The sequence below is a fragment of the Streptomyces sp. NPDC045026 genome, from assembly GCF_056432625.1.
The window spans coordinates 337,761-356,543 of record NZ_JBWKIS010000001.1 but is presented as its reverse complement, the minus strand read 5'-3'; the positions used below and the strand labels follow the sequence as shown (position 1 = coordinate 356,543).

General features: G+C 70.9%; 16 protein-coding genes. 10 read left to right on the top strand and 6 right to left on the bottom strand.

Annotated elements, in window-relative coordinates; all coding sequences use genetic code 11:
• Positions 1 to 26 precede the first annotated feature (26 nt).
• The 3 genes from AC07EJ_RS01610 to AC07EJ_RS01600 all read right to left on the bottom strand — a co-directional run bounded on the left by AC07EJ_RS01610 (position 27) and on the right by AC07EJ_RS01600 (position 4,152).
• On the bottom strand, positions 27 to 1,370 hold the full coding sequence (locus tag AC07EJ_RS01610) for an MFS transporter (RefSeq protein ID WP_389478892.1): 1,344 nt from the start codon (positions 1,368 to 1,370) through the stop codon (positions 27 to 29).
• 66 nt (positions 1,371 to 1,436) lie between these two features.
• On the bottom strand, positions 1,437 to 3,092 hold the full coding sequence (locus AC07EJ_RS01605; protein WP_478883507.1) for an amidohydrolase: 1,656 nt from the start codon (positions 3,090 to 3,092) through the stop codon (positions 1,437 to 1,439).
• Between the two features lie 163 nt (positions 3,093 to 3,255).
• Positions 3,256 to 4,152 (bottom strand): Lrp/AsnC family transcriptional regulator, encoded by an 897-nt coding sequence (locus AC07EJ_RS01600; RefSeq protein WP_389478890.1) that lies wholly within the window; start codon positions 4,150 to 4,152, stop codon positions 3,256 to 3,258.
• A gap of 282 nt (positions 4,153 to 4,434) precedes the next feature.
• On the opposite strand from AC07EJ_RS01600, the gene AC07EJ_RS01595 reads away from it, so the two are divergent.
• The 6 genes from AC07EJ_RS01595 (at position 4,435) to AC07EJ_RS01570 (ending at position 11,360) form a co-directional block, all read left to right on the top strand.
• Positions 4,435 to 5,415: a C-terminal binding protein gene (locus AC07EJ_RS01595; protein WP_389478889.1), complete on the top strand. Its 981-nt coding sequence runs from the start codon at positions 4,435 to 4,437 to the stop codon at positions 5,413 to 5,415.
• Positions 5,412 to 6,200: a class II aldolase/adducin family protein gene (locus AC07EJ_RS01590; protein ID WP_478883506.1), complete on the top strand. Its 789-nt coding sequence runs from the start codon at positions 5,412 to 5,414 to the stop codon at positions 6,198 to 6,200. Before AC07EJ_RS01595 ends, AC07EJ_RS01590 begins: the two co-directional genes overlap by 4 nt.
• Before the next feature lie 234 nt (positions 6,201 to 6,434).
• Complete coding sequence (pstS, locus tag AC07EJ_RS01585) at positions 6,435 to 7,550, top strand: phosphate ABC transporter substrate-binding protein PstS (RefSeq protein WP_478883505.1); 1,116 nt, start codon at positions 6,435 to 6,437, stop codon at positions 7,548 to 7,550.
• Between the two features lie 158 nt (positions 7,551 to 7,708).
• A complete protein-coding gene (locus tag AC07EJ_RS01580; protein ID WP_389478886.1) occupies positions 7,709 to 8,272 on the top strand; it encodes a hypothetical protein in 564 nt (187 codons plus the stop codon).
• Between the two features lie 41 nt (positions 8,273 to 8,313).
• On the top strand, positions 8,314 to 8,952 hold the full coding sequence (locus AC07EJ_RS01575; RefSeq protein ID WP_478883504.1) for a hypothetical protein: 639 nt from the start codon (positions 8,314 to 8,316) through the stop codon (positions 8,950 to 8,952).
• Positions 8,953 to 9,185: 233 nt separating this feature from the next.
• On the top strand, positions 9,186 to 11,360 hold the full coding sequence (locus AC07EJ_RS01570) for an FUSC family protein (protein WP_478883662.1): 2,175 nt from the start codon (positions 9,186 to 9,188) through the stop codon (positions 11,358 to 11,360).
• Between the two features lie 156 nt (positions 11,361 to 11,516).
• Here the strand turns inward: AC07EJ_RS01570 and AC07EJ_RS01565 are convergent, their stop codons facing one another.
• The gene (locus AC07EJ_RS01565; RefSeq protein WP_389478884.1) at positions 11,517 to 12,014 is read right to left on the bottom strand and encodes a peptidylprolyl isomerase; all 498 of its coding nucleotides are present in this window, start codon (positions 12,012 to 12,014) and stop codon (positions 11,517 to 11,519) included.
• 259 nt (positions 12,015 to 12,273) lie between these two features.
• Between AC07EJ_RS01565 and AC07EJ_RS01560 the strand changes: the two genes are divergently transcribed.
• The 4 genes from AC07EJ_RS01560 to AC07EJ_RS01545 all read left to right on the top strand — a co-directional run bounded on the left by AC07EJ_RS01560 (position 12,274) and on the right by AC07EJ_RS01545 (position 15,657).
• Complete coding sequence (locus tag AC07EJ_RS01560; protein ID WP_478883503.1) at positions 12,274 to 13,689, top strand: S1 family peptidase; 1,416 nt, start codon at positions 12,274 to 12,276, stop codon at positions 13,687 to 13,689.
• A gap of 78 nt (positions 13,690 to 13,767) precedes the next feature.
• Complete coding sequence (locus AC07EJ_RS01555; protein ID WP_389478881.1) at positions 13,768 to 14,232, top strand: MarR family winged helix-turn-helix transcriptional regulator; 465 nt, start codon at positions 13,768 to 13,770, stop codon at positions 14,230 to 14,232.
• Positions 14,233 to 14,291: 59 nt separating this feature from the next.
• Positions 14,292 to 14,876 carry a hydrolase gene (locus tag AC07EJ_RS01550; protein ID WP_389478880.1) on the top strand — a complete coding sequence of 195 codons (585 nt, stop codon included), beginning with the start codon at positions 14,292 to 14,294 and terminating at the stop codon, positions 14,874 to 14,876.
• A gap of 103 nt (positions 14,877 to 14,979) precedes the next feature.
• On the top strand, positions 14,980 to 15,657 hold the full coding sequence (locus AC07EJ_RS01545) for an AIM24 family protein (RefSeq protein WP_478883502.1): 678 nt from the start codon (positions 14,980 to 14,982) through the stop codon (positions 15,655 to 15,657).
• A gap of 57 nt (positions 15,658 to 15,714) precedes the next feature.
• Here AC07EJ_RS01545 and AC07EJ_RS01540 read toward each other — a convergent pair whose 3' ends face one another.
• Positions 15,715 to 16,242, bottom strand: a complete 528-nt coding sequence (locus tag AC07EJ_RS01540) for a GNAT family N-acetyltransferase (protein WP_478883501.1) — start codon at positions 16,240 to 16,242, stop codon at positions 15,715 to 15,717.
• Positions 16,243 to 16,317: 75 nt separating this feature from the next.
• Positions 16,318 to 18,453, bottom strand: coding sequence for an NEW3 domain-containing protein (locus tag AC07EJ_RS01535; protein WP_478883500.1), 2,136 nt, complete (start codon positions 18,451 to 18,453; stop codon positions 16,318 to 16,320).
• Positions 18,454 to 18,783: the final 330 nt, after the last annotated feature.

The window sequence follows — 18,783 nt, the reverse complement described above, 5'->3', positions numbered from 1 at the left end:
GCCGGACCGCGCACCGCCCGCGCCACTCAGACCCCGCTCGCCACCTCCCGTTCCTTCACCGCGCCCGCGACCTCCCCCGCCTGCGGCACCCGCAGGCGCCGGAGCCGGGCCGTGCACCAGATGCCGATGGCCGAGATGACCATGAGCATGAGCGCCGTCGGCCAGTAGTGGCCGCCCGCCACGGCGGCGAGCGAGATCGCCGCGAGCGGTGCGAGGCCGCCGAAGACCATGTTGCAGATCTGGTAGGACAGCGAGATGCCGGTGTAGCGGACGTGCGGGGCGAAGCCCTCCGCGAGGATCGAGGCGATGGGCCCGTACAACGCGGACATCACCAGACGCATCGCCAGCATCATCAGCCAGATCAGGACGACGCTGCCGGTGCCGAGGACCATGAACTGCGGAACGGCCAGGACGATCACGCCGGCCAGGCCCGCGATGACGACCTTGTGCGGGCCGACCCGGTCCGCCAGCCAGGACAGACACGGCGTGACCAGGAGTTCCAGGAAGGCGGCCAGGGTAAGGCCGTTGAGGAGCATCGACTCGGACAGGTGGAGGTCACCGGTACCGTACGAGAGCAGGAAGCTGGTCACGACGTAGTAGCCGCCGGTCGCGGTGGCCAGGGCGAAGACGCCGATGAGGACCGTGCGCCACGCCTTCTGGAAGACCTCCACGACGGGCAGCTTCTGTTCGGTGGCGGCTTCCGCCTCGCGCACCTCGGACATGACGGGCGACTCCTCGAGCTTCACCCGTACGACGAGGCCGACGATCACCAGGACCGCGGACGCCAGGAACGGCACGCGCCAGCCCCAGCTCATGAACGCGTCGTTGCCGAAGAGGTTCATGAGGCTGAAGGCGCCGGTCGACAGCAACGCGCCCACGGATGAGCCCAGTTGGGCGAACGAGCCGAAGAACGCGGCCTTTCCCGGCGGGGCGTTCTCCACCGCGATCAGTACGGCGCCTCCCCACTCACCGCCGATCGCGATGCCCTGGATGAGGCGCAGCGTGATGAGGAGGACCGGCGCCAGCGCGCCGACCTGGGAGTAGGTGGGGAGCAGCCCGATCGCGAACGACGCGACGCCCATCATCATGAGCGTGATGACGAGAGTCTTCTTCCGGCCGACGCGGTCGCCTATGTGACCGAAGACGATGCCGCCGAGCGGGCGCAGCAGGAAGCCGACGGCGAAGGTCGCGAACGCCGAGAGGGTCTTGAGGTAGGGCGACATGTCCGGTGGGAAGAACACGTCGTCGAAGACGATCGCCGCCGCGGTGGCGAAGGCGTAGAAGTCGTACCACTCGATGGAGGTGCCGGCGAGGGCCGCGAAGGCGGCTCTGTACGGGCTCTGGCGAGTGGTGGCGGACTGTGTCGGCATGAAGCCTCCGGGGACAGGAGAGGCGGAGAAGGGGAGAGAGCGGAAGGAGCGGAGGGAGCGGAAGGGTCAGCGGCCGGGGGCGGCCCAGGCGCGGGCGCCGCCGATCCAGGTCTCGCGTACGCCGATGGAGGCGAGTTCGGCCGGGTCCGCGGTGAACGGGTCGCTGCCGAGGACCACGAAGTCGGCGAGCATGCCGGGGGCCAAGGCGCCGACCGCGTGTTCGCGGTGCAGGGCGGCGGCCGCCGCCGCGGTGTGCGCGTGCAGGCCGTCCGCAACGGGCATGCGCAGGGACGCGTCGCCGAGGACGGTGCCGAGTACGGTGCGCCGGGTGGCCGCCGCGGAGACGGCCTCCAGCGGGGCGGGCGGCGCGACGGGCGCGTCCGAGCTGAAGACGACGGGCACGCCCGCGGCGAGGCAGGTGCCCGCCGGGTTGTAGCGGTGGCCGAGGTCGCCAACGGCGGTGAGCGTGCCGTCGCCGGTCCGCAGGTGGTGCTGGGGCTGCATGACGGGCACGACACCCAACTCGCCCATGCGGACGATCTGTTCGTCGGTGGGCAGACCGGAGTGCTCGATGCGGTGGCGGATGCCGGGCCGCTCGCGGTCGGCCTGCGCCTTCTCGACGGCGTCGAGCACCATGCCGATGGCGAACGGGGACTGGGCGTGGGTGGCGGTCTGCAGGCCCGCACGGTGGGCGCGGCCGACGAGCTCGGCGTACTCCTCGGCCGAGTGGTAGAGCTGTCCGTGGTGGCAGCAGTCCGCCGCGTATCCGTCGGGGAAGTACGCGGTCCAGCCGCCGAGAGTGCCGTCGGCGTAGAACTTCACGCCCTGGACGCGGAAGTGGTCGTCTCCGAAACCGTTCACGACGCCGAGGTCGAGCGCGGTGTCGAGGAGCGCGGACGTGAGGTAGGCGGAGACACGCAGACGGAGGGAGCCGTCCTGGCGTGCCCGCAGATAGGTCTCCATCTCGCGGCGGGATGCCTGGGCGTCGCCGACGGTGGTGACGCCCGACGCGAGGAAGACCTCCTGGGCGCGCAGCAGGTGATCGGCCATGATCGCGTCGGGTTCGGAGAGGTGGAAGTTCGGTCCGTGGTTGCCGATCTTCACGCCACCGGGCCCGGTGAGCAGGTCGCAGGCCGCGTCCCAGAGCTGTCCGTCGGGTTCGCCGGAGGGCAGACGGCCGATGCTGCCGCCCTCGGGGTCGGGGGTGCCCGCGGTGACGCCACAGGTGCGCAGGGTGTGGGAGTTGACGACGCCGCCGTGGCCGGAGGCGTTCATGACGTACACCTCGCGGTCGGTGGCGACGCGGTCGAGGTCGTGGCAGGTGGGGTGGCGGCGCTCGGCGAGCCTGCGGTGCTCGTAGCCGAAGCCGCGCACGGGGACTCCGGCGGGGAGTTCGCGGGCGGCGTCGGTGAGGACGGCGACGAGGGTCTCGATGTCGGGGACGCGTTCGGGCCGGCAGTCGACCCAGGCCAGGGCCTGTCCGTACATCACGGGGTGGCAGTGGGCGTCGACGAAGCCGGGGTGGACGAGGCCGCCGTCGAGTTCGAGGCTCTCGTCGATCCGGCCGCCGAGCGCGGCGCGTGCCTCGTCGGCGGTGCCGACGTGGACGACGCGGCCGCCGCGTACGGCGAGGGCCTCGGCGCGTACGGGGGTTCCCGCGGCGGCGACCGCCGCGCCGGTCACCAGCAGCGTGCGGTCGGCGTCATCGAGGGGGTGGTGCATGAGGGGGCCTGCTTTCGACCGTGGGACGACCAGGGGAACCGCCGCGCACAGACAGGGCGCGGCAATTGATTCGTTCGCATGGACGATAAGCAACCGACGTTGACTTGACTAGATGTACCGCTGAGAAATTTTTCGGAAGCGCAAGTGGGTCGCGGCCTACGCATCATCCGGCCGACGGATCCTCGTAGCGCTCCTTGATGAGCTCCAGGTGCACCCAGCTCTCCACCGCGCGCACGCCCTTCACGGCCCGCATGTCCTCGACGGCCGTCCGGATCGCCGCGATGGATTCCACCGTGATCGTGCCGACCAGGTCCGCACGCCCCATGCAGGACGACAGGAAGGAGATCTGCTCGCGCTCCGCGAGGCGCCCGGCCACCTCGTCACGCTCCGCCTCGACGCGGACCGCGAAGCCGCACAGGATGCCGAGGCCGAGGAGTTCGGGGCGCACCAGCGCGAGGACCTTCGCGGCGCCGCCGTCGAGCAGCCGCAGTGTGCGCGCGCGGGCCGCCCCCGCCGACAGACCGACCCGCTCGGCGAGCTCGGCGAACGGGAGGCGGCCGTCGGCCTCCAGCTCGCGCAGGACGAGCTGGTCGGTCTCGTCGAGTTCCGTGACGGCCGGCTCCCCCGCGAGCAGATACGGGTCCTTGAGGTGACGGGTGGAGATCAGCGGGTCCACCACGTCGACCCCGGGCAGGGAGCGGACGCGTTCGATCGCCCGGTCCAGATCGGTGATCCCCTTCGTGCGCAGCTCGGCCATGACCGCGTAGCCCCCGGCGGTCAGCGTGACGAACGGGGCCTCGGGCATGGCGGCGATGGCGCGCGCCACGGGCCCGGCCGGTCCGCGGACACCGATCGACAGGTGCGCCGATGCGGTGAGACCCCGGAGGGCGGGATGCACGACGGCCGCCACACGCACACCGCCGCCGTCGAGCAGCCGCTGGACGCGGGCCCGGGTGGCGGGCCGGGAGAGGCCGACCCGCTGCGCGAGCGTCTCGTACGTCAGACGGCCGTCCGTCTGCAGCTCGCGGACGACGGCGAGGTCGATGTGGTCCAGGTCCACCGGGGCTTCCCCTCAGCTCGGCTGCCCGGGTGCGGCCGCACCCGGGGTCGGCGCCCATTGTCGACCACGGGAACACGGGCGCCGGACACCCGTGACACGCGTCACAGACGCCCGTCTCGTGCGGACTGGACAATTATGGAAGACGAAACGTAACTTCAACACCGAAGCGACCGACGAATCATTCGTCGCTCCGGGTTCGTTGCTCCGAGATTCGACGCTCTGAGTCCATCGCCCTGAGTCCGTCGCTCCGAGTCCGTCGCTCCAAGTGTGGGGAGAATTGGGATGGGTCAGCCCGTGGTGGTCTTCACCGACCCCGAGGAGCTGGATGTCGAGCCGGGCGCGCGCCTGCTGCGCGACGCAGGCTTCGAGGTCCGCGTCGTGGGGAGCCGCGACCCCGGCAGGATCGCGTCGGCCGCGCACGACGCCGAGGCCCTGATCGTCGGCTACGCCCCCGTGGACGCGAGCCTCCTGGACCGGCTGCCCACCGTGCGCATGCTGGCCACGATGTCCGCCGGCTACGACATGGTGGACACCGCCGAGGCCCGCCGGCGCGGCCTGTGGGTGAGCAACCTGCCGCACGCGGCCACCGAGGACGTCGCCGTGCACGCGCTCGCCGCCACCCTCTCCCTCGTACGGCACCTGCCGCACGCCGACACCACGGTGCGGACCGGCGGCTGGAACACGGAGTTCGGTGAACTGCCGCGCAGGGCCAGCGAGTTGACGCTCGGCCTGGTCGGCTTCGGCCGCATCGCACGCGCCGTGGCGCGGATGGCGGCGCCCGTCTTCGGCCGCGTGGCCGCCTTCGACCCGCACGCCGACCCGGCCGGCTGGCCGCCCGAGGTCGACCGGCTCAGCCTCGACGAGCTGGTGAGCGGCGCCGACGTACTGTCCCTGCACACCCCGCTCACCCCCCAGACCCACGGTCTCGCGGACGAGGCCCTGCTCGCCCGGATGCGGCCGGGCTCGTTCCTCGTCAACGTCTCGCGCGGTGAACTCGTCGACGCCGACGCGCTGCTGCGGGCACTGGACAGCGGGCATCTCGCCGGGGCCGCACTCGATGTGTTCCCGGTCGAACCGCCGCCCGCCGACGACCCGTTGCGCACCCATCCGCGCATCCAGCTCTCCCCCCACAGCGCGTTCCTGTCCGACGCCTCACAGCGCGCGTATGTGTGCGCGCCCGCCGAGAACGTCATCGCCTGGCACCGCACAGGCCGCCCGCTCACACCCGTGGTCGACCCGACCCTCGAAGGAGCCGTCTCGTGACCGACCTGCTGACCCCCGCCGCCGATCAGGACGCCGCACCGACGGAGCTGCGGCTACGCCGCGAACTCGCCGCCGTCTACCGGCTCGTGGCCCACTTCCGCATGACCGACCTGATCTTCACGCACATCTCGCTGCGCCTGCCGGGCCCGGACCACCACTTCCTGATCAACCCGTACGGCTTGCTCTTCGAGGAGATCACCGCCTCCAACCTGGTCAAGATCGACCTGTCCGGGAACCCGGTCGAGCCGACGCCGTATCCGGTCAACCCGGCCGGGTTCGTCATCCACAGCGCGATCCACGCCGCACGTGAGGACGCCCACTGCGTCCTGCACACGCACACCAAGGCGGGCTGCGCCGTCGCCGCGCAGCAGGGCGGCCTGCTGCCGCTGAACCAGATGTCGATGGAATTCCACAACCGAGTCGGCTACCACGACTACGAGGGCGTGGCACTCAACCTGGACGAGCAGAAGCGCCTCGTCGACGACATCGGCGGCCACCCCGCGCTGATCCTGCGCAACCACGGCCTGCTCACGGTCGGCGACAGCGCGGCCCAGGCGTTCCTGCGCATGTACTACCTGGAGAAGGCCTGCGAGATCCAGGTCACCGCGCAGGCCGGCGGCGTGCCGCTCACTGTGCCGTCGCCTGAGGTGTGCGAGTACACCGCCCGGCAGCTCGCGGGCGAGGCTGAGGCCGACTCGGACTTCCAGGACGAGGACGCCTACGACCTTGCGTGGGCGGCGATGCTGCGCCTGCTGGACCGGATCGCGCCGGACTACAAGGACTGAACGAGGACTGAGCGAGGACTGAGCGAGGACTGAGCGAGGACTGAACGAGTACTGAGCGGTACCGGATGTGGACAGCAGGGCTCGCGTCGGGCCCCGCTCGCCCTTCGTACGGTGGCACTTCGCCTGCAGTTCACCTTCGCGTCACCCCATGACCGCCATGGTCGGAAAACATCTGTGCTTCCGATCGCGGTTTCATCAGGGGGAACGACAGTGCAGAGCGCCCGTGCCAGACGTGTGATCAAGCGGAGCGTTCCGGTCGGCGCGGCATCCGTCGCGGCCGCGCTCCTGCTCGCGGGGTGCGGAACGGGCGGCCCTGGTGGCACCGACGACTCGGCACCCTCGGCCGGCGCGTCCCCCGTCGCCGACATCGACTGTGCGAGCAAGAGCCAGGTGCCCGGCTCGGGTTCGACCGCCCAGCAGAACGTCATGAAGTTCTGGATCGACCAGTACCAGCGCGCCTGTCCCGGCGTCCAGATCGCCTACAACCCGCTCGGATCGGGCGCCGGCGCCGCCCAGTTCCTGCGCGGCGCGACCGCGTTCGGCGGCTCGGACAGCGCGCTGAAGCCCGAAGAGGTCGAGCTGTCGAAGCAGACGTGCACCGGCGGCCGGGCCATCAACCTGCCCATGGCGGGCGGCCCCATCGCGGTCGGCTACAATCTGCGCGGCGTCGACGACCTCGTCCTCGACGCCGCGACCCTCGCCGGGATCTTCGACACCAGGATCACCACCTGGGACGCCCCTCAGATCCGCGCCCTCAACCCCGACGCCGAACTGCCGTCGACCCGCATCCGCCCGGTGCACCGCTCGGACGACTCGGGCACGACGCAGAACCTTCAGGCCTACCTCGCGGGAGCCGCCCCCGCCACCTGGCCCTACTCGGCGGAGAAGTCCTGGCAGGGCAAGGGCGGCGGCTCGGCGAACGGCTCCAGCGGCGTCGTCTCCGAGGTCAACTCCTCCTACGGTTCGATCGGTTACTTCGAGCTGTCCTTCGCGGCGACCGGCAACGTACCGACCGTCCGCATCGACACGGGCACGGCGGAGCCCGTCGCCCCGTCGCCACAGTCCGCGTCCGCCGGGATCGCCGCGGCCCGCGTCGCCGGCGAGGGCAAGGACATGTCGCTGAAGTTCCGCTACGGTCACTCGGCCCCCGGGGCGTACCCGATCGTCCTGGTCACGTACGAGATCGTCTGCGACAAGGGCAACCGGGCCGCCACGCTCCCGGCGCTCAAGTCCTTCCTCACCTACACCGCGAGCGACGAGGGGCAGCAGGCGCTGACCCGCATCCACTACGCGCCGCTTCCGGACACGGTCGCGACTCAGGTGCGGCAGACCGTGCAGTCCCTGTCCTGACGGCCTCGGGGCCGCGCCTCAACAAGCGCTTCGGTCCCCAAATACACTGAGATCACGGGGAGTTCGTGCGGCAGGGCGTGATGCCCCGTTCCCCTCGTCGCCGGTGAGTGTCACCATGCGGAGTCCGGGCATGTCCCGCGGCCTGACGGGAGGCTCGTATGGCTCAGGTGTACTTGCGGCGGCTGTCTCGGTGGCAGGCGGAGCAACAGCGGGACGCCGTCGCCGACGTGTACGTCTCGGCGTACCACGGGGCCGCGGGGGCCGAGTACCGCGACCGGCAGGGGTTCTTGGGCCGGTTCGAGAAACACGGTCAGCGTCCCGACTTCGACATGGTGGTGGCCGACTCGGGCGGACTCGTCGGCTGTGTCTACGGTTACCGGGCCGCCCGCACCGGTGACTGGTGGGCCGGCTTCCGGGGCGACCTGCCGGTCGAGTTCGAGGAACTCACCGCGTCCGGCCGGGCCTTCGTCCTCGCCGAGCTGATGGTGCTGCCCGCTCATCGGCGCCACGGGGTGGCGACGGACCTGCGGACACTGCTCCTCGCGCGTCACGAATCCGATCTCGTCGTCGCGGCGGTGGACCTGCCGGACCCCGCAGGCCCCGAGGCGCCTGGCTCGACGCTGCTGCGCTCCTGGGGCTGGCTGGACCTCGGCACGTCGGGCCCCGGCGACGCACCCGGAGCGCGCGACAGGCAGGTGTGGGCGCGCAGGCCGCTGAGGTGAGCGCCTGCCCCTCCCCTATGTGCGATCTGTAGCCTCTCCCCATGGGTCTGGACATCACCGTTCTGGTCGTCGACTGGGACCACCTCAGGCGGACGCCTGCCGCTGAGCGCCTCAAGATGCTGGAGGACTCCGCATACCCGGACTGCGACTGCGACGGTGGCTGTGGCTGTGCGGACGCGCGGGTCGAGCACGGGTGGGTGAGGTGGCCCGATACGCCGTGGTGCGCCCGGTACGAGTTCTTCCAGACCCTAGGTTCGTTCAAGCCGCACTTCTGGGCCGGCCAGGCGTGGGAGGACGTCCGAGACGTCGCCGATCCCGGTCTGCGGGCCGCGCTCGACGCGTTCCTGGCAGGGCTGTTCTGGCTGGGCCTCGACGACGCCGACACGGGCACGGAGACCGAGGAGGAGCCGGTCGTCGGTCTCTTCCCCGCCGAACCCGACGCGTGGCGCCCTCAGCTGCTCGTCGCCCGTACGCCGGAGCAGGTTCCGGACCTGGCGCGCGCGTGGGCCGTTGCCGCGCCCCTCCTCGAAGGACTCCGCGAGCCGTACGCGGTTCACGCGGAGCGTCCGGGGCGCTGGATCGCGAACTTCGAGGAGTTCACGACGCTGCTCCGCGACTGGGGCGAGGTCGTGACCGAGGCGTCCCGGACCGGCCGTGGCCTGATCGGCCTCCCGATCTGACGAGACGTGACGACGCGTAACGACACGAGATGACACGAGATAACCGTCCTGTACCGCCTCCCACCTCCTACGACCGGCCGTGAACCGCCGTTGACGCGCATGGGATGCTGAGGCGTCCGCGGATCATGGCTGGATCAGGAGGGTGCGGCGGAGTGAGCGCAGTGACACGGCTGACGAGGATCGGTGGCACCTGGGACCGGTTCGTGGCGTCCGATCCGGGGCTGCTGCGGCTGATGGCGGGACTGCGGACGGTCGGCGCGATCGCGCTCACCCTTGCCGTCCTCGCGGCGTTGCACACCGATGTGACGCACATGGTCGCCGGCGCCATGGCCGCGATGGTGGCCACCTTCGCGATCAGGGAGAAGGACGTACGCGGCCAGGCGGTCACCCTCGCCCTCGGCCTGCCCGTGGCCCTCGCGGCGGTGTCGCTGGCCGCGCTGCTGCACAGCCAGGTCGTCGCGGGGGACCTCTTCTTCATCGCGCTGATCTTCGGCGCCGTGTACAGCCGCCGCTTCGGTGACCGCGGCACCGCGCTGGGCCTGATCGGCTTTCAGATCTACTTCGTCTCCCTGTTCGTGAGCGCGACGGTGTCGTCGCTGCCACAGCTGTTCGCGACGCTGGGCATCGCTTTCGCGTGCAGCGCGGTCGTGCGCTTCGCCGTCGTACCGGAGACACCGGAGCGGGTTCTCGGCCGGCTGCGTGACGCGTTCAGGGCGCGGCTCGCGCAGCTGGTCGACACACAGGCGGAACTGCTCGACGCCGAACCCGATCAGCTGGAGAAGGTCCTGGACGACCTGCGACGGGGGACCGCCCGGCTGCACGAGACGGCGCTGATGATCCAGGGCCGGCTCGAGGAGGGCACCCGGGACTCGGCCACGGCCTCCCTCGTACAACGCAGGGTCGCCGACGCCGAGATCGCGGCCGAACGGCTCGGCGTCCTGCTGCTCAACTCCCGCAGCGCGGAGCGCGCCGACACCCTCACCATGCACCTGCCGCACGCGCCCGTGCCTGCGCCGTCGAAGCGCCTGTACGCCGACGACGACGCGACCTCGACCCTGCGCCGCGACCTCAGCGCACTCCACCTGCTCGTCGCCCGCCCCGTGTCGGGCGAGCGCGGGACGGCACTCGCCCACGTACGCAACCGGCTGCTCGCCTACCGCGACGAGGACAACCTGCCGCGCGGCTCCGCCGCCGTACAGGACGTCTTCCGCGGGATCGGTGAGGCGGCGCGCGCCGTCATGGGCCTGCGGGTCGCCCTCGACGGGCCGCAGGACGAGTCCGACGACACCCCGGCGACGACGCGCTCCCGCGAGGAACTCGACGCCGAGGACCTCGCGATCACCGGCTCCGAACAGGACGAGGACGAAGAGGACGACCGCACCGGGCTCCAGCGGCCCACGACGCGGGCCGCGTTCCAGGTCGCGGTGGGCTCGTCCCTGGCCATCGTCGGCGGCGAGTTCCTGTCCAGTCAGCGCTGGTACTGGGCCGTCCTGACGTGCTGGGTGGTCTTCCTCAACACCGCGTCCACGGGCGAGATCCTGGTCAAGGGTTACCGCCGGCTCCTCGGGACCGTGTTCGGCGTGGTCGCCGGTGTCGCGCTCGCGGGCGTCGTCGGCAACCACACCTGGACGGCCTTCGCTCTCGTCCTGGTCTTCATCTTCGCGATGTTCTTCACGGCGCCGCTGTCGTACGCCCTGATGTCGTTCTTCGTCACCGCGATGCTGGGCCTGCTCTACACGCTGCTGAACACCTACAGCCTGGACGTGCTCGTCCTGCGGATCGAGGAGACGGCGCTCGGCGCCGCGTGCGGCATCGTCGCGGCGGTGATCGTGCTGCCGGTGCACACGGACCGCCGTACCGACGAACTCCTCAGTACGGTCCTCGTCAGGCTCGGTGACGTCGTGTCGGCCGCAGTGGAGCAGCTCAGCGGCGGGCCCGCGGTCGATCTCCTCGACAAGGCGCGGGACCTGGACACGGCCCTGGACGATCTGCGCGCCTCCACAAAACCGCTGACGCACCCGATCACGCCGCTCCGAGTGCGGCGGCAGACGGCCCGCTATCTGGTGGCGCTCCTGGAGACCTGCGCCTATCACGCCCGGTCTCTGGCGGCGACGGCCGAGCTGGTGCCGTACAGCAAGACCATCGCGGCGGATCCGCGGCTCGAGCGGGCCGGGGTGCGTATCGCGCACAACATCGGCGTGATCGACGCGCATGTGCGGGACGAGAAGACCGGCGGGGAGGTCGAGGCGGGGGCGAGCATCGCCTCGATGCTGGAGGCGGACGGGACGGGAGCGCTGCGCTCGGGAACGGTCACCTTCCGCGTGCTGCGGCATCTGCAGCGACTCGACGAGGGAGTCGCCGGTCTCGCCCGGCCGCTCGATGTACCGGTCGCGGGGCGCCGGCGCTGAGCCGCTGACGGGTTTCAAGAGGGCTGGTAATTCAAGAAGGCTGGTGACTGGTACGGAGCGGGTGGCCGGGGCAGCCTGATCGGCTGCCCCGGCCCGCTTCGACCGTGTCTGTCCGCCGGCTTTCGAGTAGCCGGCGGTCAGGCGTTGTTCCGAAGGCTAGAGAACGCCGGACTCGGAGATGGTGACCTTCGCCGAGGGCGTGCCACTGCGGGAGCCGAGGGCCTCGATCTTCTTGACGAGCTTCATGCTGTCCTCGTCGGCGACCTCACCGAACACGACGTGCTTGCCGTCGAGCCAGTCGGTCACGATGGTGGTGATGAAGAACTGCGAGCCGTTGGTGTTCGCGCCCGCGTTGGCCATGGAGAGCAGGCCCGGCTTGGTGTGCTTGAGCTGGAAGTTCTCGTCGGCGAACTTCTCGCCGTAGATGCTCTTGCCGCCCGTGCCGTTGCCGGCGGTGAAGTCGCCGCCCTGGAGCATGAACTGCGGGATGATCCGGTGGAACGACGACCCGGCGTAGCCGAAGCCCTTCTCGCCCGTGGCCAGGGCACGGAAGTTCTCCACCGTCTTCGGGACGACGTCGTCGAAGAGGTTGAAGTTGATGCGCCCGGCGGGCTTGTCGTCGATGGTGATGTCGAAATATGCCTTGATTGCCATGGCGACATCCTTGCACTCCCCATGGCCCGCCCGCCCCTCGGGCCGGGGTTTCGCAGGTCGCACGGGCCGCGCGTCCACTCGATCGGCCCGCCTCCGGGTCATCCACCGCTCAGCTACGGGCCGTGCGCCCGCTGAACGAGGTGCCGTTCCCGTACGTACGTGAAGCGAGGGGAAGGGGCGGCCGGCGCTCTCAACGCCCTTTCCCCTCAAGGACGTTGACCTGTTGCCCGCACGCCGTTTCGCACGTTGGGGAGTCTGGATGAGGCACGCGCGACGCACCGCCCGGCGGATCACACGCCTTGCTGCCGTCGGCGGCCTGCTCTGCGGAAGCCTGCTGGTCACGCACGCGATAGCGAGCGAACCCGGCACTTCCGGCACCTTTGGCACTTCCGGCACCTTTGGCGCTTCCGGCACTTTTGGTGCTTCCGGTCCACCCGTCCCGGTGGCCGACCGGCTGGTGGCGCAGCTCGGCACCTCCCGTGCGGCCGGCAGCTGGCTCGGCGCGGACGGGCGGACGGTGGTCGCGGTGACCGACCCGGACGCCGCGGCGGACGTGCGCCGTGCCGGGGCGCGGGCCGAGGTCGTGCGCCACAGCATGCGGGACCTGCGCTCGGCCGCCGCGACACTGCGGGCGGCCCCCCGCGTGTCCGGTACGGCGTGGGCGGTGGACTACGGCGCGAACGAGGTCGTGGTGCGCGCCGATGCGACCGTCTCCGCCGCCGCCTGGTCGCGGCTGGCCGGTGTCGCCAAGACCATCGGCGCGTCCGTCCGCATGGAGCGGACCCCGGGCACGTTCACCACGCGCGCCGACGGCGCCTCCCCGATCTTCGCGAGCGGCGGGCGCTGCTCCGCGGGCTTCGACGTGACCGACGGCCGGGACGCGTTCCTGCTGACCGCCGGACACTGCGGTCCGGCCGGCACGACCTGGTTCGCGCGGCCGGGCGACGCCACGACACTGGGCACCACGGTGAGCGGCACGTTCCCTGGCAACGACTTCTCTCTCGTGCGTTACGACGATGGGGCGCCGCGCACTCAAGGTGACGTGGTCGCTATCGGCGGCGGCCGCAGCGTACGCATCACAGGGGCGGCCGACCCCGTGGTGGGCCAGCGGGTCTTCCGCAGCGGCAGCACGACGGGGCTGCACTCCGGCCGGGTGACCGGCTTGAACGCGACGGTGAACTACCCCGAGGGCACGGTCACGGGCCTCATCCAGACGACTGTGTGCGCCGAACCCGGCGACAGCGGCGGCCCTCTGTTCGCGGACGGGCTCGCGCTGGGCCTGACGTCGGGCGGCAACGGGAACTGCGATGCCGGGGGCACGACGTTCTTCCAGCCCGTCGGAGCGGCGATGACGGCCCTCGGCGTCCGCCTGACCGGCACGTCCGGGGACGACGGGCCGGAGGCGGGCGCTCCGGGTGGGGGCAGGACGGGAACGGGTACGGGGGTGGGAACGGGTACGGGTACGGGGGTGGGAACGGGTACGGGTACGGGTACGAACATGGGCGGGCCCACCGGCACCGGCACCGGTCCGATCGCCGCGATCTCCAGGTTCGTGAACACCCGGAGCGTCGGGCCGGGCCTGCTGGTCATCGGAGGCAGCCTGATCGCCCTGGTGGCGGCGCGCTCCATGCGTTCGTCACGGCGGGGACGTGGGGCCTGGCCCTCGGGGGTCTGAGGTGAGGCGGGCCCTGAGGTGGACTCAGGTCTTCAGCCTAGACTGGACAGTTTGGGCTGAAGGTTTTAGCGTGGGCTCATGGACAACGCCGAGGGCTTCGTCAACGCCGAGGGCATCTCAGAATCCGCGGACCGCGCCGCGCGTGAACTGCGTGTGATGTTCAGCCGCCTCCGGCGCCGTCTGAGGGAGGTGTCCGACAGCCAGGACCTCACCCCGTCCCAGGTCTCCGCGCTCAACCGGCTCAGCAAGGCGGGGGCCGCCACGGCCAGCGGTCTCGCCGCCTCCGAGGGGGTCCGGCCGCAGTCGATGGCCGCCACGCTCGCCGCGCTCGACCAGCGCGGACTGATCGAGCGCCGGCCCGACCCCGAGGACGGCCGCCGCCAGCTGGTCACCCTCACCGACACCGGCCGCGAGAGCGCGGAGGGCACCCGGCAGGCCCGGGGGGAGTGGCTGGCCCGCACCCTCCAGGACCAGTTCTCGGAAGAGGAGCGCCTGACCATCGTCAACGCGCTGACCCTGCTGGAACGGCTCACGGAAGCCTGACCGCAGCGCCCGTCACCACCCAAACAACCGATCCACCGATCCACCGAGAAAGGCCCCCCATGGCTCTCACCACCCTCGACGACCGCACCGCCCTCGTCGTCGTCGACCTCCAGAACGGCATCGTCGCCGCACCCACCACCCCGTACACCGGCCCCGAAGTCGTCGCCCGCTCGGTCGAGTTGGCGGATGCCTTCCGCTCTCACGGCCTGCCGGTCGTCCTCGTGCGCGTCAGCGTTGCCCCCGACGGAGCGGACGCCGTACCCGGGCGCAACGAGACTCCGGGATACACCGGCGCCCTGCCCGAGGGCTGGGACCTCATCGCGGACGAACTGTCGGGCCACCCCGAGGACATCACCGTGACAAAGCGCAACTGGGGCGCCTTCTTCGGCACGGACCTGGACCTCCAGTTGCGCCGGCGCGGCATCACTCAGGTCGTGCTGACCGGCGTCGCCACCAGCATCGGCGTCGAGTCCACCGCCCGCGCCGCCCACGAGCACGGCTACCACGTCACCCTGGCCACCGACGCGATGACGGACCTGGACGCCGAGGCCCACCGCAACAGCATCGAGCGGATCTTCCCGCGCCTCGGCGAGAGCGGCACGACCGAGGAGATCACCGAACTCCTGGCGAAGACCCGCTCCTGACAAGCGAGTCGATCCCCGACGGGCGCCCCGCCCGCCCGTCGGATTCCGGCCGGTACGCCACCCGACCTTGGCGGAACCGATCCGTCCGGGAAAGGATGCCCGCATGAAGGGTGATCTCTTTTCCAGCGAGCACGTCGTACAGCCCGCCTCCACGCCGGGAATGACCGCACAGAACGCCAAGTCGATCCGCTACGTCGTCGACGGCGACATGATGGCCCGCCAGGGCGCGATGGTCGCCTACCGCGGGAACCTGCAGTTCGAGCGCAAAGGCCAGGGCATGGGCGGCATGCTCAAGCGCGCGGTCACCGGCGAGGGCCTGCCGCTGATGACGGTGCGCGGACAGGGCGAGGCCTGGTTCGCGCACGAGGCGCAGAACTGTTTCATCGTCGACGTCGAAGCGGGTGAGGCCCTCACGGTGAACGGGCGCAACGTCCTGTGCTTCGACTCCACGCTCTCGTACGAGATCAAGACCGTGAAGGGCGCGGGCATATCCGGCGGCGGGCTGTTCAACAGCGTCTTCACCGGGCAGGGCCGGCTGGGGCTCGTCTGCGAGGGCAACCCACTGGTCATCCCCGTCGGGCCCCAGCAGCCGGTGTTCGTCGACACCGACGCGCTCGTGGGCTGGACCGCCCATCTGCACACCTCGCTGCACCGGTCGCAGTCCATCGGGTCGATGATCCGCGGCGGTTCGGGCGAAGCCGTCCAGCTGAAGCTGGAGGGCGAGGGGTACGTCATCGTGCGTCCCAGCGAGGCGACGCCGCAGAAGGCCCAGCAGCACTGACGCCGTACCGTCCTCGCGTCGCACGGAGAGGTGGCGGCCCCGGGATCCGGTGGCCCGTCACCTCACGGTGCGCCGCCACCTGACTTCGCCGTCCTGCATCCGGTCCGTCGGCGCCAGTCCGCATGCGGTGGCTACAGCCGTCGACGCCGGATGATCCGGGTGGATGTGCGCGACGACGGTGCGTACGCCCTGCTCGCCCAGCCTGTCGACCAGTGCGCGCGCCGCCTCCGTGGCGAGGCCGCGTCCCTGCCACGGCACTCCGACGACCCAGGCGATCTCCGCTTCGAGCCCGTCGTCGCCGGGGGCGATCGTGGCCTGCACCGTCCCGGCCAGACGCCCTTCCTCCCTGATCCGGAGCACCCAGTTGCACCACGAGACGGCCGGGTCCGGGGAGCCCGTGACCAGCCGCCCGAAGCGTTCTCGCAGCTCCGGCGGTGTCAGCGGTGCGCCGCCGATGAACGTGTGCAGGGCCTGATCGCCGAGGACCACGGCCATCTCGTCGGCGAACTCCACCTGAAACGGCAGGAGTTCGAGCCTTTCGGTCGCCATGGCCGTCGCCGTCACGGGTTCGCGGAGTCTGTCCATCGCGTCACCGTACGTCCACGCCGGTGCGCCGGACACCGCGACCTGCGGCATCCGGCGCACCGGCCCACTCGGGCTCTACTGGACCGTGATCGCGAAAACGTGGATCGCGTCCGCGTCGGGCAGGGTGACCGTGCGGATCGTCTTGCCCGCGGTGAGCGGGACGGAGTTGCCGAACAGCTTGTAGCCAGTACCGAAGTTGGCGGGGCCGGTCGGGGTGTTGCGGTGGTCGGACGTGGCGACCGTCGTCGCGCCGTACTCCGTGCCCGCCGTGCAGCACCAGTTGGGGAAGCCGAGGCTGCCCGTGCTCGTGGTGCCGTCGGTGTAGGTGACCTTGACCTGACCCGAGGCGAACCCGGCCTCAGCACCGAGGAACCAGAGCTTGGAGCCGCTGCCGGCGAGGGTGATCGACTGGCCGGCGAGGGCGACGTTGTTCGGGGTGCCCGGCTTGGCAGCCGGGAAGGTCCAGGTCACACCGTCCTTGCTGACCTTGGCTCCGGGGGTGACCCCGGCCGCGGCGAGGGCCTGCGCCGAGTAGCTGTCACCGCCGCCGTCGAAGTTGCCGGTCGTGTAGTTGCCCTCGGCGGGCGGCGCCCCCTCGTTGGTCACGCCGACGTTGTTGAAGGCGGCGTCCAGGCTCGGGTACGGCACTTCGGTGACGATCGACGCGCTTCCCGGCACGGACCCCTCGCCGGCGCCACCCGCGCGGTAGCGGGCCGTCGCGGTCAGGGTCGTGACGGTGGTGCCGGGCTTGGCGTCGGGGCCCTTCGCGGTGACGGCCGCGGTGGCCGAGCCGCCGGGCCTGACCTTGCCGAGGGACACCTTCGACGCGCTGAGGCGCCAGCCTTCCGGGGCGCTGATGCTCAGTTGCGCGCCGGTGAGTCCGGTCGGGCCCTGGTCCGCGAGCGCGACCTTCCAGGTCGAGGTGGCGCCTTCGCCGCCGGTGCGTGTCCAAGTGATCGCAGTGGCGGGCTGCACGCGGTGGGCGGTGCCGGCGTGGACGCGGTACAGCACGGTCGCGTGGGCGGGCACGTTCGCGGCGATGGTCCCCGTGGTCTGCGTGGTCCGCTTCGACCAGAGGTCCTTGAGGAGGTACGAGGATCCGGCGGGCAGCCCGGCCTTGGCGGCCGTCGTGGTGATGGTCTGCGCCTCGTCGGACGAGTTGAACAGCGCCACGGCCCGGTCGCCGTTCGCGAGAGGCTTGGACAGGACGTCGTAGCCGTCGCCCTGCTGGACGATGCGGCCCTGGAGGCCCTTGGTGTCCTGGTCGACGGCGATGACGTCCTTGTTGCCGAGGACGGCGAGCGCCTCGGGCGAGGCCTTCGTCAGGTCGGTGCTGGAGATGAGGGGGGCGGCCATCACGGACCACAGCGACATCTGGCTGCGGATCTCGTCGCCGGTGAGCCGGGACTGCCCGGCCAGGAGGAAGTCGGGGTCGTTCCAGCGGCCCGGGCTCTGCAGGTCGGCCAGCGGCACGTTGTAGGCGTAGTTGTACTTGATGGAGGCCCACTTGCCGCGCGCCGAGGACGACTCCATTGCGACGTCGGCGCCCTCCCGCCACAGGTTGCCGACCTCGGCCGACCAGGAGATGACGTGGTGCCAGTCCTTCTCGCCCTCGAAGTAGGCGGGCGCGGAGACGGAGTAGACGATGGGCCGGCCGGTGTCGAGGAGCGCCTGACTCATGTCGCCGTAGAGCTTGTGGTAGACGTCGTCCGCGCTCTGGCCCGTGGGGACCGGCACGTTGCAGCCGTCCAGCTTCAGGTAGTCGACCTTCCACTTGGCGAAGAGGTCGGCGTCCTGCTTGATGTGGCCGTACGAGCCGGGGTAGCCGCCGCAGGTGGCCGTGCCGGCGTCCTCGTAGATGCCGAACTTCAGTCCCATGGCGTGCAGTTGCTCGCCGACGTAGGCCATGCCGTGCGGGAAGCGGGTGGGGTCGGGGACGAGGTTGCCGTCGGCGGCGCGGGTGTGCGTCATCCAGCAGTCGTCGGTGGTGACGGTGTCGTAGCCCTTGGCGGCCAGGCCGGAGGAGACGAGTGCGCGGGCATTGGCGAGGACGGTTTCCTCGCTGATGTCGCAGCCGTAGTAGGACCAGTTGTTCCAGCCCATGGGCGGGGTCGGGGTGAGGTTGGGGTACGGGGTGGTGGCCGCGGCGGCGGGTGCGGCGGAGGGTCCCGCGAGGCCACCGAGCGCGAGTGCCGTGGCGGTGGCGGCCACGGACAGGGCGCGAAGGGCGCGGGCCCGGCCGCGGCGCGAGGGGGGCGGGGAGGTGCGGCGCCGTGCGGATCTGTGCTCTCTGTGAGCTCTCCCGGACAAGGGGTCTCCCGTCTACGAGCGTCTACGAGCGCGCCGGGGATGACGCGACGGGGATACCGTGCCGACAGAAGTTCGTTGCTGCAAGATGTATGGCGATTTCTTGCACAAACAATCAATCGGTGGGGTAGTTGGGCGCCATGTGTACCAATTCGCCCTCACTCCTTGGCAGTTGATCTCCCGAACGCCGGTGAACCGCGGGCGAACTCCCGTACAACCCTTCCCTCTCATGCG

Bases quoted from the DNA above. Each gene is read 5' to 3' on its own strand.
- AC07EJ_RS01610 (WP_389478892.1), bottom strand. From the start codon at position 1,370: ATGCCGACACAGTCCGCCACCACTCGCCAGAGCCCGTACAGAGCCGCC.
- AC07EJ_RS01605 (WP_478883507.1), bottom strand. From the start codon at position 3,092: ATGCACCACCCCCTCGATGACGCCGACCGCACGCTGCTGGTGACCGGC.
- AC07EJ_RS01595 (WP_389478889.1), top strand. From the start codon at position 4,435: ATGGGTCAGCCCGTGGTGGTCTTCACCGACCCCGAGGAGCTGGATGTC.
- AC07EJ_RS01580 (WP_389478886.1), top strand. From the start codon at position 7,709: ATGGCTCAGGTGTACTTGCGGCGGCTGTCTCGGTGGCAGGCGGAGCAA.
- AC07EJ_RS01575 (WP_478883504.1), top strand. From the start codon at position 8,314: ATGGGTCTGGACATCACCGTTCTGGTCGTCGACTGGGACCACCTCAGG.
- AC07EJ_RS01570 (WP_478883662.1), top strand. From the start codon at position 9,186: ATGGCGGGACTGCGGACGGTCGGCGCGATCGCGCTCACCCTTGCCGTC.
- AC07EJ_RS01565 (WP_389478884.1), bottom strand. From the start codon at position 12,014: ATGGCAATCAAGGCATATTTCGACATCACCATCGACGACAAGCCCGCC.
- AC07EJ_RS01560 (WP_478883503.1), top strand. From the start codon at position 12,274: ATGAGGCACGCGCGACGCACCGCCCGGCGGATCACACGCCTTGCTGCC.
- AC07EJ_RS01555 (WP_389478881.1), top strand. From the start codon at position 13,768: ATGGACAACGCCGAGGGCTTCGTCAACGCCGAGGGCATCTCAGAATCC.
- AC07EJ_RS01550 (WP_389478880.1), top strand. From the start codon at position 14,292: ATGGCTCTCACCACCCTCGACGACCGCACCGCCCTCGTCGTCGTCGAC.
- AC07EJ_RS01545 (WP_478883502.1), top strand. From the start codon at position 14,980: ATGAAGGGTGATCTCTTTTCCAGCGAGCACGTCGTACAGCCCGCCTCC.
- AC07EJ_RS01540 (WP_478883501.1), bottom strand. From the start codon at position 16,242: ATGGACAGACTCCGCGAACCCGTGACGGCGACGGCCATGGCGACCGAA.